At 45.0% G+C, this 15055-nt stretch carries 19 protein-coding genes and 1 tRNA gene; 11 read left to right on the plus strand and 9 right to left on the minus strand.

Going from position 1 to position 15055, the window contains the following annotated elements; all coding sequences use genetic code 11:
* Nucleotides 1-41 precede the first annotated feature (41 nt).
* Nucleotides 42-449: a DoxX family protein gene (locus GWR56_RS05390; protein WP_162430124.1), complete on the minus strand. Its 408-nt coding sequence runs from the start codon at nt 447-449 to the stop codon at nt 42-44.
* A gap of 7 nt (nt 450-456) precedes the next feature.
* Nucleotides 457-1383: an LD-carboxypeptidase gene (locus GWR56_RS05395; protein ID WP_162430125.1), complete on the minus strand. Its 927-nt coding sequence runs from the start codon at nt 1381-1383 to the stop codon at nt 457-459.
* A 130-nt stretch (nt 1384-1513) separates the two neighbouring features.
* Between GWR56_RS05395 and metG the strand changes: the two genes are divergently transcribed.
* Nucleotides 1514-3580 (plus strand): methionine--tRNA ligase, encoded by a 2067-nt coding sequence (metG, locus tag GWR56_RS05400; RefSeq protein WP_162430126.1) that lies wholly within the window; start codon nt 1514-1516, stop codon nt 3578-3580.
* 80 nt (nt 3581-3660) lie between these two features.
* Nucleotides 3661-3732, plus strand: a tRNA-Arg gene (locus GWR56_RS05405).
* 53 nt (nt 3733-3785) lie between these two features.
* Here the strand turns inward: GWR56_RS05405 and GWR56_RS05410 are convergent.
* Complete coding sequence (locus GWR56_RS05410) at nt 3786-4388, minus strand: FMN-dependent NADH-azoreductase (protein ID WP_162430127.1); 603 nt, start codon at nt 4386-4388, stop codon at nt 3786-3788.
* Nucleotides 4389-4497: 109 nt separating this feature from the next.
* Between GWR56_RS05410 and GWR56_RS05415 the strand changes: the two genes are divergently transcribed.
* Nucleotides 4498-4887 carry a helix-turn-helix domain-containing protein gene (locus GWR56_RS05415; protein ID WP_162430128.1) on the plus strand — a complete coding sequence of 130 codons (390 nt, stop codon included), beginning with the start codon at nt 4498-4500 and terminating at the stop codon, nt 4885-4887.
* A 23-nt stretch (nt 4888-4910) separates the two neighbouring features.
* On the opposite strand, the gene GWR56_RS05420 is transcribed toward GWR56_RS05415, so the two are convergent.
* The gene (locus tag GWR56_RS05420; protein WP_238395313.1) at nt 4911-5396 is read right to left on the minus strand and encodes a GyrI-like domain-containing protein; all 486 of its coding nucleotides are present in this window, start codon (nt 5394-5396) and stop codon (nt 4911-4913) included.
* A gap of 48 nt (nt 5397-5444) precedes the next feature.
* On the opposite strand from GWR56_RS05420, the gene rlmF reads away from it, so the two are divergent.
* Complete coding sequence (rlmF, locus tag GWR56_RS05425; RefSeq protein ID WP_162430129.1) at nt 5445-6356, plus strand: 23S rRNA (adenine(1618)-N(6))-methyltransferase RlmF; 912 nt, start codon at nt 5445-5447, stop codon at nt 6354-6356.
* 143 nt (nt 6357-6499) lie between these two features.
* Here the strand turns inward: rlmF and GWR56_RS05430 are convergent, their stop codons facing one another.
* Nucleotides 6500-7009, minus strand: coding sequence for a DinB family protein (locus GWR56_RS05430; RefSeq protein WP_162430130.1), 510 nt, complete (start codon nt 7007-7009; stop codon nt 6500-6502).
* A 208-nt stretch (nt 7010-7217) separates the two neighbouring features.
* On the minus strand, nt 7218-7784 hold the full coding sequence (locus GWR56_RS05435) for a cupin domain-containing protein (RefSeq protein ID WP_162430131.1): 567 nt from the start codon (nt 7782-7784) through the stop codon (nt 7218-7220).
* A gap of 323 nt (nt 7785-8107) precedes the next feature.
* Between GWR56_RS05435 and GWR56_RS05440 the strand changes: the two genes are divergently transcribed.
* On the plus strand, nt 8108-8266 hold the full coding sequence (locus GWR56_RS05440; RefSeq protein WP_162430132.1) for a hypothetical protein: 159 nt from the start codon (nt 8108-8110) through the stop codon (nt 8264-8266).
* Nucleotides 8267-8413: 147 nt separating this feature from the next.
* On the opposite strand, the gene GWR56_RS05445 is transcribed toward GWR56_RS05440, so the two are convergent.
* Together GWR56_RS05445 and GWR56_RS05450 are read right to left on the minus strand one after the other, a co-directional pair.
* The gene (locus GWR56_RS05445) at nt 8414-9133 is read right to left on the minus strand and encodes an alpha/beta fold hydrolase (protein ID WP_202925377.1); all 720 of its coding nucleotides are present in this window, start codon (nt 9131-9133) and stop codon (nt 8414-8416) included.
* Between the two features lie 287 nt (nt 9134-9420).
* Nucleotides 9421-10401: a GlxA family transcriptional regulator gene (locus tag GWR56_RS05450; protein WP_162430133.1), complete on the minus strand. Its 981-nt coding sequence runs from the start codon at nt 10399-10401 to the stop codon at nt 9421-9423.
* Between the two features lie 113 nt (nt 10402-10514).
* Between GWR56_RS05450 and GWR56_RS05455 the strand changes: the two genes are divergently transcribed.
* The 6 genes from GWR56_RS05455 to GWR56_RS05480 all read left to right on the plus strand — a co-directional run bounded on the left by GWR56_RS05455 (nt 10515) and on the right by GWR56_RS05480 (nt 12963).
* Nucleotides 10515-10727 (plus strand): hypothetical protein, encoded by a 213-nt coding sequence (locus GWR56_RS05455; protein ID WP_238395314.1) that lies wholly within the window; start codon nt 10515-10517, stop codon nt 10725-10727.
* A 23-nt stretch (nt 10728-10750) separates the two neighbouring features.
* Nucleotides 10751-11161: a VOC family protein gene (locus GWR56_RS05460; protein ID WP_162430134.1), complete on the plus strand. Its 411-nt coding sequence runs from the start codon at nt 10751-10753 to the stop codon at nt 11159-11161.
* A gap of 13 nt (nt 11162-11174) precedes the next feature.
* On the plus strand, nt 11175-11555 hold the full coding sequence (locus GWR56_RS05465) for a DoxX family protein (protein ID WP_162430135.1): 381 nt from the start codon (nt 11175-11177) through the stop codon (nt 11553-11555).
* A 2-nt stretch (nt 11556-11557) separates the two neighbouring features.
* Complete coding sequence (locus GWR56_RS05470; RefSeq protein WP_162430136.1) at nt 11558-12103, plus strand: SRPBCC family protein; 546 nt, start codon at nt 11558-11560, stop codon at nt 12101-12103.
* A 27-nt stretch (nt 12104-12130) separates the two neighbouring features.
* Complete coding sequence (locus tag GWR56_RS05475) at nt 12131-12514, plus strand: DoxX family protein (RefSeq protein WP_162430137.1); 384 nt, start codon at nt 12131-12133, stop codon at nt 12512-12514.
* A 71-nt stretch (nt 12515-12585) separates the two neighbouring features.
* Nucleotides 12586-12963, plus strand: a complete 378-nt coding sequence (locus GWR56_RS05480; protein ID WP_162430138.1) for a hypothetical protein — start codon at nt 12586-12588, stop codon at nt 12961-12963.
* Between the two features lie 153 nt (nt 12964-13116).
* On the opposite strand, the gene GWR56_RS05485 is transcribed toward GWR56_RS05480, so the two are convergent.
* The gene (locus GWR56_RS05485; RefSeq protein WP_162430139.1) at nt 13117-15021 is read right to left on the minus strand and encodes a beta-N-acetylhexosaminidase; all 1905 of its coding nucleotides are present in this window, start codon (nt 15019-15021) and stop codon (nt 13117-13119) included.
* Nucleotides 15022-15055: the final 34 nt, after the last annotated feature.

Raw genomic sequence — 15055 nt, forward strand, 5'->3', positions numbered from 1 at the left:
TTAACAGCATGCACATGCATTATTAATTATCAAAGCGGTCTCTATTTTTTATCTACACTATACTTACCGGGCCCTACAAATGTAAGCCCGGCAAATACGAAGGCCAGTTCAATGGCATGCGCTGCGCCGTCCAGCCCGTCGCCTTTGCCTAAATGGGTGGCTGCTGCTACTACCAGGTTTAGCATTAAAAAAAATGCGGCTGGCCTGAATGCAAAGCCTATCAGTATCAGGAAACCGCCAAGTGTTTCGGTAATTGCCGCCAAAAAACCCCACATTACAGGCCAAAAGTGTATGCCTACATATTGGGTTGAGCTGCCAAGTCCCGCCCACATTTCGGTGCCGCCGGTTAGTTTTGGATATCCGTGAAAAATCATCATTGCGCCCAATCCAACCCTTAAAATGAGCAGGCCGGTGTTGCGGTAATTATTTAAGCTGCTTAAGTATGCCATAACTATATTACAATTTATTAGGATAATCAATATTAACAACATCTGTTTCAACTGCTAACCGAAGTGTTTTGCCCAATATCAGGCTGCAGTTATTTGAAATGTGGCCCGCCGGAAAATCAAAGCAAACCGGGTAATCATATTCGGCAACAACATCCATAACAATCTCGGGCAGCGTTTGCCCAAAGGGGATGTCGTTATCTTTCAAGTCGGTAAAGCCGCCTGCAATAAGTCCAGCAAGGTGTTTGAGCTTTCCGGCGCGTTTAAGCGCGCGCAGCATACGGTCGATGGCGTAAAGGTATTCGCCAACGTCCTCAATAAACAATATCTTACCGTTATAGTCCAGATCGCTTACAGAACCGGATACAGCCAATAATAATGAAAGGTTGCCCCCAATCAATATGCCCTGGCATTCGCCGCGCCGGTTCAAAGGGTTCGGTTCAATACGGTAACTTATTGCTTCGCCAAATAAAGCTTTCCTTAGTGTTTCCAGCGAATAAGAAGAGGCATCAGGTATGTTCAGCGGCATTTGCCCGTGAATGCACGGCAGGTTATAGTTTGATATAATATGCGCGTGCAACAGGGTAATATCACTAAAACCAACCACCCATTTTGGGCTGTTTTGCAAGCGGTTAAAATTGACCATATCAACCATACGAATGGTGCCATACCCACCACGTGCGCAAATAATAGCTTTGATGCTGTCGTCGTCAATAAAATGCTGCAGGTCGGCCGCCCTGAAAGCGTCGTCGCCGGCAAACTGGTGGTACGATGCATTTACGGTTTCGCCCAATATAACTTCAAGCCCCCAGCCGGTTAGTAAGGTTATAGCATCCGTCATGGGGATGGGAAGCTTTTTGGCGGGACAAGTTATAGCAACTTTGTCGCCTTTTTTGAGGTATGGAATTGAAGTGCCCGAAAGTCCGAAAGTCGGCATAAGTCCGAAAGATTAACGATGTGATTTTTGCGCTGATAACTTTCGTCATCCGGTCTTTCGGACTTTCCGTCTTTCCCAACTTTCTGACTTAAAAAAATTATCTTTGCAAATTAATAAACATCCCTGTTTAATGTCGCAACTTAATAAATATAAAAGATACACCATAACATCAGCATTGCCTTATGCAAACGGGCCGCTGCATATTGGCCATTTGGCGGGGGCATACCTGCCGGCAGATATTTTTGTGCGTTACCTGCGGCTTATGAAAAAGGATGTAGTATACATTTGCGGGTCAGACGAGCACGGCGCGGCTATCACGATAAAAGCAAAAAAAGAGGGCACTACGCCCCAGGCTATTATTGATAAATACCACAACCAGATAAAAAGCAGCTTTGAGGAGTTCGGGATCTCGTTTGATATTTACCACCGTACATCGTCGGCCATACATCATGATCTTTCGCAGGAATTTTTTCTGAATTTGTACGAAAAAGGTGAATTTATTGAGAAATATTCTGAGCAATATTATGATGATGAATTTGACCAGTTCCTGGCCGACCGGTACATTACCGGTACCTGCCCGGTTTGCAGCTATGATAAGGCTTACGGCGATCAGTGCGAAAACTGTGGCACATCCTTAAACCCGACCGATCTGATCGACCCGATATCGACCCTTAGCAATAAAAAACCGGTTTTAAAGCCCACAAAGCATTGGTATTTGCCGTTGGATAAATATCAGCCCTGGTTAGAGCAGTGGATAGACGAGAAAGAGGGCGAATGGAAGGTAAATGTATTTGGGCAATGCCGCTCGTGGTTAAAATCGGGTCTGCAGCCCCGGTCTATGACCCGCGACCTTGATTGGGGTATCGACGTGCCGTTGGAAGAAGCCAAAGGCAAAAAGCTTTATGTGTGGATGGACGCGCCAATAGGCTATATATCGGCAACCAAACAATGGGCTATTGATAATGGGAAAGACTGGCAGCAGTATTGGAAAAAGCAGGCCGATACCGCCGATGATGCCTGCCTGATGCACTTTATTGGCAAGGATAACATCGTGTTCCATTGTATCATATTCCCGGCCATCTTAAAGGCCCACGGCGATTACATATTACCGCAGAACGTACCGGCTAACGAGTTTTTGAACCTAGAGGGCGATAAGCTGTCCACATCGCGCAACCACGCGGTTTGGCTGCACGAATACCTGGAAGAATTTCCCGGTAAGCAGGACGAGTTGCGTTATGTGCTTACATCGATACTCCCCGAAACCAGCGACAGCGAATTTACCTGGAGGGATTACCAGGCACGTGTAAACAACGAGCTGGTTGCCATTTTGGGTAACTATGTTAACCGCGTAATGATATTAATGCACAAGTATTATGATAGCAAGGTAGAAAGCGATAGGGGCGCTATAAAGCTTACCGATGCCAAAGTAGATGCCGAGTTAGGCGGATATTACGATGAGTTAGGCAAAAATCTGGAGGGGTACCGTTTCCGCGCGGCCTTGCAGAGCGTTATGGATATGGCGCGCCTTGGCAACCGTTACCTAACTGAGCAGGAGCCATGGAAAACCATTAAAACCAATCCTGAAGCGGCTAAAAATGCCCTGCATAATAGCCTTATACTGATAGGCCATTTGGCTACCTGCCTGCAGCCGTTTTTACCGGCCACAGCCACAAAAATATTTGGCATGCTGAACAAAGATGCCATAACCTTTGACCAGGAAATGGCGTTTGAGAACGGCCATCAGTTAAACCCCGCTGCACTATTGTTTGAGAAAGTGGAAGATGAGGTAATAGATAAACAGATCCAAAAACTGGCAGATAAAAAAGCGGCATCGGCAGTGGCGCAAAAGCCTGTTATTGCCCCGGCAAAAGCCAATATTACCTTTGATGATTTTGTGGGGATGGATATCCGCACAGGCACTATCTTAACTGCCGAAAAGGTGGCAAAAACCAAGAAATTGTTGAAGCTGACTATTGATACCGGGATAGATCAGCGCACCGTAGTATCGGGCATTGCCGAACATTACGAGCCGGAAGCTATTATTGGAAAGCAGGTAAGCATATTGGTAAATCTGGAACCGCGCGAAATAAAAGGCATCATGTCGCAAGGGATGATACTGATGGCCGAAAATGCTGAAGGCAAGCTAAGCTTTGTAGCCCCGGCCGATGAAATACCAAATGGCTCTGTAATAAGGTAATATGCGGATGTGAAAATATGCAGGTGTGCAGATTGAATTTTCAAGGATAATTTGCACCTTTGCATTTCCTAAAATAAATGGGTCCCGTAGTTCAACGGATAGAATAGAAGTTTCCTAAACTTTAGATATGAGTTCGATTCTCGTCGGGACCACATTAATAAACGCCCTGTAAAATATTTTACAGGGCGTTCTTATTTTATTGCAGCTACGCTATAACCACACTGTTAATCCCTTTTTCTAAGGCAGTATCCTGTATGCCCGGTATCGATAAGCCTTCAACCCGGTAAACAGTAACATCTGTAAGGCCAATGAATGCCAGCATGTGTCTAAGATACGGCACAGAAAAATCAAGGCCAGTCATAGGGCCTTCAGAGAAGATACCGCCCGATGATAAGGCGAGGTAAACCTTTTTGCTATCAAGTAATCCCTGTGGGCCATTCTCGTCATATTTAAAAGTTACGCCGCGTCTCACAATATGGTCTAACCACGCCTTAAGCGTAGAGGAGATATTAAAATTGTAAATGGGAACGCCAATTACAATTATGTCTGCATCCTTTATTTCATTAATAGCCTCTTCCGAGTGTCTTATCGCTTCGAGGTCGCGGTGGGTGCGATGCTCTTCGGGCGTAAAAAACGAGGCGATGTGCACTTCTTCCAAGTGAGGGAACCGGTGCGTGGCCAGGTTATGTACTTTTACCGTGCTGCCGGGATATTCGGCTTTGATTTTCTCGGTGATCGCGTTCCCAAGTTTAATACTCATGGATGCTTCGCCGCGCGGGCTCGAAATGATATGAAGTATCTTTTTCATCTTTTTAACATTTATTGAGCAAAGCTATGTACATTTGCTTTTAAAAAGTTAGTAGTATACAAAAGGTTAGTGGTAACATATTTGTTAGCGATTTGAAAATCAGTACGTTATGAGTAAACGAGATGCACGTTCGCATAGCGAATGTTTGAATACTTTAACCGCCATAGGCGATGCACTGTATGTAATTGGTGGTAAGTGGAAACTGCGCGTTATAGTAACTTTATTTAATGGCCGCAAACGCTTTAACGAAATACAGCGCACAATTGAAGGAATATCAGCAAAGGTGCTATCAAGCGAATTAAAAGAACTTGAGTTAAACGGTTTTGTAACGCGTACAGTGCACGCGCAAACCCCGGTGGTGGTAGAGTACGAACTGACCGATTACGCCGATACGCTAAATGAAGTTTTAGCTTCATTATCTAAATGGGGCGCCCAGCACCGCGATAAGTTAAGGCAAGAAAGTAAGCGTTCGCAGGCTGCTGCTATTGATTACAGGTAGATGGCCACTTAACGCAAAATAGGTTATTTAAACCTTACAGGCACCCAGATATCTTCTTCCGATTCAGAGTCGTTGTTCTTATATTTTTCGCCTAATATTTCAAAATGCGGGCGGTTGTCAACCTCGTAGGCTGATGCCGGTAGCCAGGTGTTAAATATGTAATTAAATGTTGGCCCATACGCAGCGGGATTACCCTTATACAAAAAAACCGCATACATGCCGCCGGGGATCGTGAAGGTTTCCATGCCCTTGGGTATATCACTATAATCGGTAACCTCAACAGCGGCCCATTTTTGGTGAGGGGTATCTATCGAAACGTCGTTAAAATTTAAGTTAGGATCATACGCCTGCATGCATATAATATCGTTGCTAACCTTGTTTTGTATCTCGTTGCGGCGGGGCATAAACCCCCTGAACAGTTCACCGGTTTTGTTTTGGGCAAGGGTCATCAACACATGGTTGCCCACCATTTTTTTTTCGGGTATGATTCTAATCTGCGGCTGCATCATGGCTTTTATCCTCAATCACAAATATACTTTTTAACTTTGCAGGATATTATGGCAGACCAAGCAAATTCTCAGCAGGAAGAAAAAACCAACCTGCACCCGCGCAACGCTCACCGTAACCGGTATGATTTTAAGGCGCTTATAAAAACGCTGCCTGACCTAAAGCCCTTTGTGTCGCAGAACGAATTTGCCGACCTGACTATCGATTTTACCGATCCAGACGCTGTTAAGGCCCTAAATAAGGCTTTACTTAAGCAATACCATGGCGTAGATGCCTGGGATATTCCGGAAGGCTTCCTTTGTCCGCCAATTCCGGGGAGGGCCGATTACATACACTATATAGCCGATGTATTGGCCGAAGGTAACAATGGGGTAGTACCAACCGGCAAAACCGTTAAAGTGCTTGACATCGGCGTTGGCGCCAATTGCATCTATCCACTTTTGGGGCACAAGATATATGGTTGGGATTTTGTTGGCAGCGAAGCCGATTATATTGCCGCTGCAGCTGCAAAAAAGATAGTAGAAGACAATGGACTGGCAGGTGCAATAGATATCCGCAAACAAACATCATATTCAAATATTTTTCAGGGTGTGATAAAACCCGGCGAAAAGTTTGACATGACGATGTGCAATCCGCCGTTCCATTCTTCGTCAAAAGAGGTTAAAGAAAAATCGAGCCGTAAATGGAAGAATCTGGGCCAGGATAAAGGCGCCGCGCTCAACTTTGGCGGCCGTAATAACGAGCTTTGGTATGAAGGCGGCGAACCCCGTTTCCTGAATAAGATGATAAGCGAGAGTGTGCAGTATGGCCGGCAGTGCAAATGGTTTTCTTCGCTTATCTCCAAAAAAGCCACACTTGATGGCTGTTACAAATCGCTTGATTATTACAAGGCTGCGGATGTAAAAACCATCAGCATGTCGCAGGGGCAAAAAACCAGCAGGATACTGGTTTGGCGGTTTTAGCAACGCAACCATAGCCAGCCTGTCGTTATAAACAGTTCAAAGTGTTCACGTTCGGCGCACGTGAACACCGTGAACGCCATTAATTAATTAGTAATCAGACCCTTCAATTTATTGGTGGCGCTATTGTGACACCAGCCGATGAATTACGACCTGTCCCAAAACGCGGGCGGTTCAATGCCCAGGGCGCGCAGGTAAACATAACCCTGAGCGCGATGGTGTATCTCGTTATCTATAAAATAGCGGATGCTATCGGTTATCGTATTCTCGTACATTCCGAAAGCTTTATCTGTTTCGCTAAAGCGGCCCGCGGGTATCTGCGGCCACAAAATATCAATTTGTTCGGTTACCTCGTCCCAGGCCTCCAGCAGTTCGGCTTTGGTTTTTAATTGGGTGTCGCGGTTAAAATAATCAAGTTGGGGCGTGGTTTCCCATTTACCGGTAGCTACGCCATTTATACCGCCGCTGGCAAGGCCTATCATTTCGCCGGCCAGTAAATTGTAGGTACGCATGCCGCCTATAGAAAATTCAAAAAGCTCTTTTTCGGGGAAGGCCGCCAATACCTTGCGACTAAGCCTGCGGTGCTCCTGCCAGTTGCTTAAAAGTTGCTGCGAGGTTATAACCGGTGTGTCGGTTATTGCTGTTGTGTTTGTCATGGTTTTTAAGTTTTAATGTTTATAATACAAAGAAACTTTAGGTGAATGACAGCAGTATGTCAGCAGGAAAAAATAGATGGTGTGCAGGCCGATTTTTTAAATTTTAATAGCGGAGCCATTGCCACAGTTAGCATAGCTCCCGAACTGCCACTTTGGTGATCGCTTAAAAGTGATGGTTTCAATCCCCCACAACTTCGTTAATAAATTATCACTCGAGCTTTAATGGCGGGCCAACTACCTGCATTTCGTTATCTGCAAATAATTTAGCCATTTCGGCATGTGAAGGTTCGTGGTCTAAAGCGGCTACCGATACAAAGAAATTTTCTAATTTCCCCGCCGGCTGCAATGTAACCGTCATTTTGCCTCTTGCTGACGCCTGGGTCCAGGCATGTGGAACTTTCATCGGTAAAAATATGCTGTCGCCGGCTTTAAGGCGAAACTGATCCTCACCAACTTTAAATTGATACTCGCCTTCTAATACCTGAAATATTTCGTCCTGGCTATGATGGACATGCAACGGCGTGCCTTTACCCTGCGAAAGGCTCGTTTGCTCAAAAATGGCCAGCTGCCCATCTGTATCACTGCCTGATACCTTAACATCAATGATGTTTTGATTTACACCTTTTAGCTTGATATGACCATGGATCCTGCCTTCTCCGGCGTTAGCTATAAATGCTTTGCCTGTTCTTGCAAGGTTTGTACGCTCAAAAGCATTGCCAAGCACCGGTATAGATGCTGTCGCTAATAACGACGCGATAAATTTTTTCCTTCTCATGTTGCTCAACTTAGGTAAGTAAGCAATTTAGTAAAAAATTATTGTTAAAACATTGATTATGAAAAGCTAACAGCTATTTACAAGGGTCACTCCGCGCAAAAAATCGTTCATAATTGCCTAAAAGGTGGATGTACTGCTTCCGGCTTTTGGGGTTAAACGCCTACCCAATGCGATATGGTGTGTGTCACGGCGTTAAGTTTTAATGTTATGGTACCAGGAAGCTATAGGTGAATGACAGCAGTATGCCGGCAAGCCTTGCGTAATTCAATATTATCATTTTGTTAACAACCCGTTTTGGGCACGCTCCTTGTTCGTGTAACTAAATGCATACTAACATTTTAGAGATAGTAATAGTAATAATATTGGCCTTGGCTATATTGATATGGCTTGTAATGCGCAACCGAAAAGACGAAGAATCCTTCGAAAAAGATGCGTTGGATGATAAAGAATTTGTAGAACGGCACGACCCGGACAAGGAATGATACGTCCCGGTCCGGTTATTCTGTCAAATTACAACTCTCCTGCCAAAAACTCATTCACCATTGCCACAAACAGATCGGGTATTTTACTTTCCGGTTTGGGATTAAATGCTTCGCCAATATAGCTGCCATGTGTGCCCGGCAGTATGGCTAAACGGCCATGTGCAGGGTGCGCGCCATTTTGGCGGCGTGTTCGGGCGTGGGCAGGTCCTGGTCGCCAATTATTACAAATGCCGGGGCTTGGATGCTTTTTAATTGCTCATCTGTCCAGCCTTTAAAGTTTAGCATTCGCTGCACATCTTTATTAAACATATTCATCAGCCCATGCTGTGTGCCTATCTTCAGGTATTCATCCTTATATATCTGCGGCATATGGCTAAAGTCGGGCTTTTCAAAACCTTTCCAAAAGCCTTCAGGCGCGGCATCGCGTGTATAAAATGCAGATGCTATAATAAGTTTGCCAACCTTACCGGCATGGCGCAGCCCCAGTTCTAAACACGTTTGCCCGCCGTTGCTGAAGCCTAAAAAGTCGGCTTTGGGGATGTTAAGCTGTTTTAATAGTTCGGCTACGTCGTCGGCATCCTGCGTAAAGGTTTCGGGTGCATCACGGTCGCCGGTATGGCCGTGGGCCTGTAGCTCAACCGCTATTACTTTATGCGTTTTTGCCAGTAGGGGCATTATACGGCTAAAGTTGGTTTTAATGGTAGAGCCGCCGCCGTGTATCAACACTAACGGAGTGCCCTCGCCTTGTATTTCGTAATACATTTTTATGCCGTTTACATTGGCGTAGCTGGCTATGGTTTGTGCGTCAGATTGGGTAGTTGCCATAATAAGTATAATGCTGAAAATTGATAATTTAATGTATTTCATATCCTGTTTATTAAGTTTTCGGTGCCGGCACCGAACGGGCTTTTTCTCCCTACCTCCGAGAGCAATAGCCCATGAATACACATATGAGTTATTGGGGGGCTTAAATTCCCTCCTTGGGGAGGGGTGTGCAGGGTTGCGCCTTGGCAGGAGGGGTTTATACACGATGCATAGGTATCAACCCCTCCCTACACCCTCCCGTTGGGAGGGAATCTCACTAGCCCAACACTTTTAACTTATCCTGTCCAATGATGGGCTATTACCCCCGAGAATGGCCGAGATGACGCATTTTACGCCGCCCTATCCTTACTGTACTTATTCCTGTATTCAATAGGCGAAAGGCCGGTTATCTTTTTAAAGATCATCCTGAAGGCTTTGGTATCGGTATAGCCCACGTTATACATTACCTCGTTAACGTTTTCGCGGATTGTTTCCAGGCTCATTTTGGCGGCCTCGATACGTACCCGCTGCATATATTCTACTACCGTATTTGATGTGGCCTTTTTAAAGCGGCGTTCCAAATGCCGGCGGCTAATGGCAAACATGTCAGCCAGGTGATCCACCGTAATTTTGTCCTGGTAGTTATGCTCAATAAACTCCTGCGCTTTTTTTATTACTTCGTCTTCGTGGTCTTTTTGACCTCTGAAAATGATGAACAACGACTGGCTGTTGCGCTCGATATCTATCTCGAATATTTTAGAAGAATTAATAGCCATATCCCTTCCCGCGAATTTCTCAACCAAATAAAGCAGCAGGTTTAATGAGGAGTAAGCGCCGCCGCTGGTGTATATGCCCCCTTCGTCGGTAATGATCTTGTACGGCATCAGGTTTACATCAGGAAACATTTTGCGGAACTCATCGGCCATTAGCCAATGCGTGGTGCAGCTGCGCCCCTTTAACAGCCCGGTAGAGGCCAGTATAAAGGCGCCTATGCAAAGCGAAACCACCTCGGCACCGGTTTTATATTGTTTTATTATCCATGGTATAAAGTCGCTGTTATCGCTTAGTACTTTATTCACATCGCCATGCACGGCGGGAATAATGATCAGGTCGGTTTTGGCAACTTCATCAAAGGTCATATCGGGTTTAACGGTAAACAGGCCGTTAGTAAGGGCCGTTTCCTTGTTTAAACCAACCAGCTGTATTTTAAACAGCGGGGCTTTCTTCATCCTGTCAAGCGATTGGTTCACCATCGAGAACATCTTATAAGTTGCCTCTATGTTGCTCAGGCTGGTTTCGCCCTGCGGAATTAGGATCGATATGTGTTTCATAATGTCAAAGGTAGATGGTATTGTCGTCGCAATCAACCCCTTAGATTGTCGTAATTACACCCTTTTAAATATAGCAAAGCCATGCACCTTTGTAATGCATCAACAAATTATTTATGATGATAGAGGTTTTTAAAACAAACGTTCAGGAAAGCGATAGATCAAGGATGCTGATCAAGAAGCTATCAGAACACTTCCCGGCAAGCAAAATAAATTTTGACCTGGAAGACTGCGACAAAATATTGCGTGTAGAGGGCAATGATTTTTGCGCTCACCACATCATAGAACTTCTTAAACTGGACGGACACTATTGCGAGATACTTACATAACCCTAACAATAAAATAATAAGCCATGTCGAAAATCAGCGCATACATCAATTTTAGAAATAACCAATGCGGCGAAGCCATGACCTTTTACCAAAGCATATTAGGCGGCGAGTTGAGTCTGATGCCTGTAAAAGGTTCGCCCATGCAGGATAGCTTCCCCGCAGAAGCGCAAGAAGGCGTGTTGCATGCCGACTTAACAGGCAGCGATTTCAGCATCCTTGGTACGGATATGCCTAACCCAAATATTCAGGGTACAGTAGGCATCGTATCCTTAACCATAACCTGCGCCAACAAAGCCGAGGTGCACGAAAAGTTTGCCAAGTTGGCTGATGGCGGTAAAGTGGTACATGAAGTAATGACCTTTTTTGCCGGTACCATGGGCAACGTTGTTGATAAGTACGGCATAGGCTGGGGTGTATTTACAGAAGAGCGATAATTAACTTAACATCATGACACTAAAAACCATTAAGATAGTTTACTGGGCGCTCACCATTATATTCGGCTTATTTATGCTGATGGATGGCGGTGCGGGCGTAGCCAAAGAAAAAACCGGGCAGGATGTAATGCGCCATTTGGGTTACCCTGTTTATATAATGGTAATTACCGGCACTGCTAAGATATTGGGTGCTATTGCCCTGCTGCAAAACAAGTTTAAAACTATTAAGGAGTGGGCGTTTGCCGGTTTTGCGTTTAATTTTATAGGGGCGTTTGCTTCAAGGGCATTTGTGGGCGATAGTGGCTTCCTGTTAATTTTCCCGTTAATAATATTAATGGTTATGTTTATCTTGTATTACTTCTGGAAACGATACCTAACCATTAAACCCCAATAACAATGAACGATACACTGATGACCATACTCGGCATTTTGGCAGGCATAATTGTAGTTGTGCTGGTGTTGGCCATGATTGCCCCAAAGGCTTATACCGTACAGCGCAGTGTGATAATCAATAAGCCGCGCCAGCAGGTTTTTGATTATATTAAATACCTGCGCAATATGGACCATTACAGCAAATGGGTAATGACCGACCCCAATAAACGCATGACCTATACCGGCACAGATGGTACCGAAGGGTTTAACGCCGCCTGGGACAGCGACATGAAACAGGCGGGTAAGGGCCATCAAACGCTCGAAAAAATTGTTGACGGCGAGCGGATAGATATCCGCGTGGTATTTATAAAGCCCTTTGCCGGAGTGGCCGATACTTACATAGCTACACAGGCTGTAACCGAAGATAAAACCACGGTGAAATGGGCTTTTAACAGCAGTATGCAGTTCCCCATGAATGCAATGCTGTTGTTTATAAACATGGAAAAAATGCTGGGGAACGATATGGAGATCAGCCTGAACAACCTGAAACAAATACTTGAAAAGGAATAATTAATACTCACACTAAACTAAAATCTTATGAAAATTGCAATGATCGTTGTACGCACGCTAATGGGGCTTATGTTCTTGTTTGCCTCTGTTGTGGTGCTTTTTAAAATTGATATGGGTAAACAGCCCGAAATGAGCGAAGCCAACAAAACCTTTATGGCAGGTATAATGGCATCAGGTTATTTACTAACCTTTATAAAAGTAACGGAGCTGGCATGCGCTATCATGTTTTTAACCGGCCGCTTTGTAACTCTGGCTACAGTTATAATATTCCCTATTATTTTAAATATCTTGTTAACGCACATTTTTGTGGCGCCGTCCGGCATACCAATGGCTGTTGCGCTCTTGATAGGAAACTTATTCCTGGCTTATTATTATCGTAAAAACTACGTTTCGCTGTTCGCGATGAAATAAGCTTGCTTAAATTCTACTCGGCCCTGCTGATATAATCAGCAGGGCTTTTTATTTAGTAGTTATATTAGCGCATGCAAAAATTGGCTTTCTTTATTCTGTTTCTGTCGATAATAGGTATGGGCGATAAAAGACCCGCTCATTACACAAGCGATGTGCCTGCCATGTTCAAGGGCAAGTTTGAAGACGATTACGGTATTCGCTACACCATTTCCGACACCTTGTTTGTACAACACCCGCGTTCAAAATACCATATTATAAAATGGAATGTTAAAGACCAATACATAGTAGCCCGAAACGATGACCAAAACCCCGGCGAAGGCGGCTTGTATACCCGCATAGATTACATGCAGTTCAGCAATATGGAACCCTGGAAATGGGGCTTTTGCCTGAGCGTATACAATGCCAAAACCAACCAGATAGCCGAAACCACCGCCAAAGCCGACAGGTAAAACCCTAAAAAAGGCTGTAACGGGTTCCCGTTTTCACGAATGAAGAGGGTGGAGTAAAGTTATCGCCTAAGTATAATGCGCCAAAACAATAAAGCCGCACCAAACGGTGCGGCTTTATTACTATATGCAAACTGCAAACTAACAACTGCAAACTTATCTTATCCGGCTTTTCAACTCGCTTATCGGCATCGATATCATACGCCCAACGGGTTGTTTGCCGCGGTAGGTAATTACCTTTAATTGTGTAGCATCAATAGGTACTGTAAGCACGCCGGTGTATTTTGGATAAAACCTGTCCGGGTACGAATTATCAAAGCTGTAATAAATGTCAAGCCCCGGTACCTCGGTGGTTAAGGTTACGTTTAGGGTGCTGTCGGCGTTGCGGCCTACCTTAAAATCAGGGTCGTAAACGCTTGGGGCATATTTTATCTCGGCCTGGTTAAACCTGTCGAAATGCTTTTCTACCTTGGTAAAAAACGTATTAAAGTTTTTCTTAGATGCCGGCGACCATACGCTTTCGGCCAGCGCAAAAGCACGGGGCCACGTCATATACTCTGCCTGGCGAATATTGTAAACCTGTTCGGTCCACAGGTTGGCTTGCCCGCCTTTTATCAATTTGGCGTCTACCCCCGCAGGTACCGGGTCAAATTCGTAAGTTTTGCTCAGGCGCAATGTAGCATAAACATGCGGCTCCATCACACGGTCGCTCTGCATGTAATCCAGGTAAACAAACGTAGTTGGGCTCATCACTACTTCGTGGCCAAGTTTAGCGGCCTCGATACCTCCTTTTATGCCACGCCAGCTCATAACCGCAGCGTTAGGGCCAATACCACCTTCCAGTATCTCATCCCATCCAATAAATTTTTTCCCTTTAGATTCTACTATCTTTTCAAGGCGTTTTTCAAAATAGCTTTGTACCTCTTCCTGCGTTTTAAGGTTTTCTTTTGCCATTAAGGCCTTCACCTGGTCGCTTTGCTCCCAGAAATTTTTAGCGCACTCATCGCCTCCTACGTGGATGTATGCAAATGGGAACAGCCCGGCAATTTCGCCCATTACTTTATCCAAAAACTGGTAGGTAAATTCGCCGGCGGGGTTTAAGGTATTGTCTACCAAAGCCGGGTGGCCGGGTTTAGACCAGTCCATTATCTTCTCGCCCGAGCGTACTACATATTTATCAGCGCCGGCTGTCGCCGATAATTCCGGGTAGGATGCTACGGCTGCAAGGCTGTGGCCGGGTACATCTACTTCGGGCATAATGTTTACAAAGCGGTCTTTTGCATATTGCACCACCTCGCGGATATCATCCTGGGTATAAAAGCCGCCGTAATTACGAGGCTCGTCAGGTTTTGGCGGAATAAAGTTGCCGAACTCGCCCTCGCGCTTTACATTAAATGCCCCAACGGTGGTGAGTTTAGGGAAGCTTTTTATCTCGATGCGCCAGCCTTCATCATCAGTTAAATGCCAGTGAAACAGGTTAAGTTTGTATTTGGCCATATTATCAATATAACTCATTACCTCTTTTTTGGTAAAGAAGTGGCGTGATACATCAAACATCAACCCTCTCCATTCAAAGCGTGGGTAATCAGTTATATCAACCACAGGCACCGCCCACGTTACGTTTTTTGCTATTTCTTTACCCTCTATCTGGTTAGGCAGCAACTGAAGCAAGGTTTGCACACCATAATATAGGCCCGCCGCAGTATTGGCACGTATGGTTATGCCTTTTGCCCTGGCCGACAGGTAATAGCCCTCTTTGCCTATAACATTATCGGTGGTTTTGTTAAGTACCAGTTTAATAGCAGCGGCCGGCGCTACAGGTCTTACCCTGATAATTTTGCCGGTGGCCGTAGAAAACTTGTTTTTAATAAGGTTAAGCACGGGGGTCATTTCGGCCTCTGTGCCTGATTGCACCACTAACACTTTTGGCAGCACGTACCGCCCGGTGTGTTGAGTGATTTTAACCGGCTCGGGGATAATGGCAATACTTGTGTTGGTTTGCTGGGCAAACGCCAATGCGCCAATAAGGCAGGAGCATACCAATAAGGATAACTTTTTCATGGATAATAACTGATGATTTATAATTGGGGTAACA

Origin of the sequence: Mucilaginibacter sp. 14171R-50, assembly GCF_010093045.1 — a bacterium.
Lineage (GTDB): Bacteria > Bacteroidota > Bacteroidia > Sphingobacteriales > Sphingobacteriaceae > Mucilaginibacter.

Excerpts from the sequence above, each read along its gene's own strand:
- GWR56_RS05450 (WP_162430133.1), bottom strand. The coding sequence starts at position 10,401 with ATGAAACACATATCGATCCTAATTCCGCAGGGCGAAACCAGCCTGAGC.
- GWR56_RS05465 (WP_162430135.1), top strand. The coding sequence starts at position 11,175 with ATGACACTAAAAACCATTAAGATAGTTTACTGGGCGCTCACCATTATA.
- GWR56_RS05410 (WP_162430127.1), bottom strand. The coding sequence starts at position 4,388 with ATGAAAAAGATACTTCATATCATTTCGAGCCCGCGCGGCGAAGCATCC.
- GWR56_RS05430 (WP_162430130.1), bottom strand. The coding sequence starts at position 7,009 with ATGACAAACACAACAGCAATAACCGACACACCGGTTATAACCTCGCAG.
- GWR56_RS05435 (WP_162430131.1), bottom strand. The coding sequence starts at position 7,784 with ATGAGAAGGAAAAAATTTATCGCGTCGTTATTAGCGACAGCATCTATA.
- metG (WP_162430126.1), top strand. The coding sequence starts at position 1,514 with ATGTCGCAACTTAATAAATATAAAAGATACACCATAACATCAGCATTG.
- rlmF (WP_162430129.1), top strand. The coding sequence starts at position 5,445 with ATGGCAGACCAAGCAAATTCTCAGCAGGAAGAAAAAACCAACCTGCAC.
- GWR56_RS05445 (WP_202925377.1), bottom strand. The coding sequence starts at position 9,133 with ATGAAATACATTAAATTATCAATTTTCAGCATTATACTTATTATGGCA.
- GWR56_RS05460 (WP_162430134.1), top strand. The coding sequence starts at position 10,751 with ATGTCGAAAATCAGCGCATACATCAATTTTAGAAATAACCAATGCGGC.
- GWR56_RS05395 (WP_162430125.1), bottom strand. The coding sequence starts at position 1,383 with ATGCCGACTTTCGGACTTTCGGGCACTTCAATTCCATACCTCAAAAAA.
- GWR56_RS05440 (WP_162430132.1), top strand. The coding sequence starts at position 8,108 with ATGCATACTAACATTTTAGAGATAGTAATAGTAATAATATTGGCCTTG.
- GWR56_RS05480 (WP_162430138.1), top strand. The coding sequence starts at position 12,586 with ATGCAAAAATTGGCTTTCTTTATTCTGTTTCTGTCGATAATAGGTATG.
- GWR56_RS05390 (WP_162430124.1), bottom strand. The coding sequence starts at position 449 with ATGGCATACTTAAGCAGCTTAAATAATTACCGCAACACCGGCCTGCTC.
- GWR56_RS05475 (WP_162430137.1), top strand. The coding sequence starts at position 12,131 with ATGAAAATTGCAATGATCGTTGTACGCACGCTAATGGGGCTTATGTTC.
- GWR56_RS05485 (WP_162430139.1), bottom strand. The coding sequence starts at position 15,021 with ATGAAAAAGTTATCCTTATTGGTATGCTCCTGCCTTATTGGCGCATTG.
- GWR56_RS05455 (WP_238395314.1), top strand. The coding sequence starts at position 10,515 with ATGATGATAGAGGTTTTTAAAACAAACGTTCAGGAAAGCGATAGATCA.
- GWR56_RS05420 (WP_238395313.1), bottom strand. The coding sequence starts at position 5,396 with ATGATGCAGCCGCAGATTAGAATCATACCCGAAAAAAAAATGGTGGGC.
- GWR56_RS05470 (WP_162430136.1), top strand. The coding sequence starts at position 11,558 with ATGAACGATACACTGATGACCATACTCGGCATTTTGGCAGGCATAATT.
- GWR56_RS05415 (WP_162430128.1), top strand. The coding sequence starts at position 4,498 with ATGAGTAAACGAGATGCACGTTCGCATAGCGAATGTTTGAATACTTTA.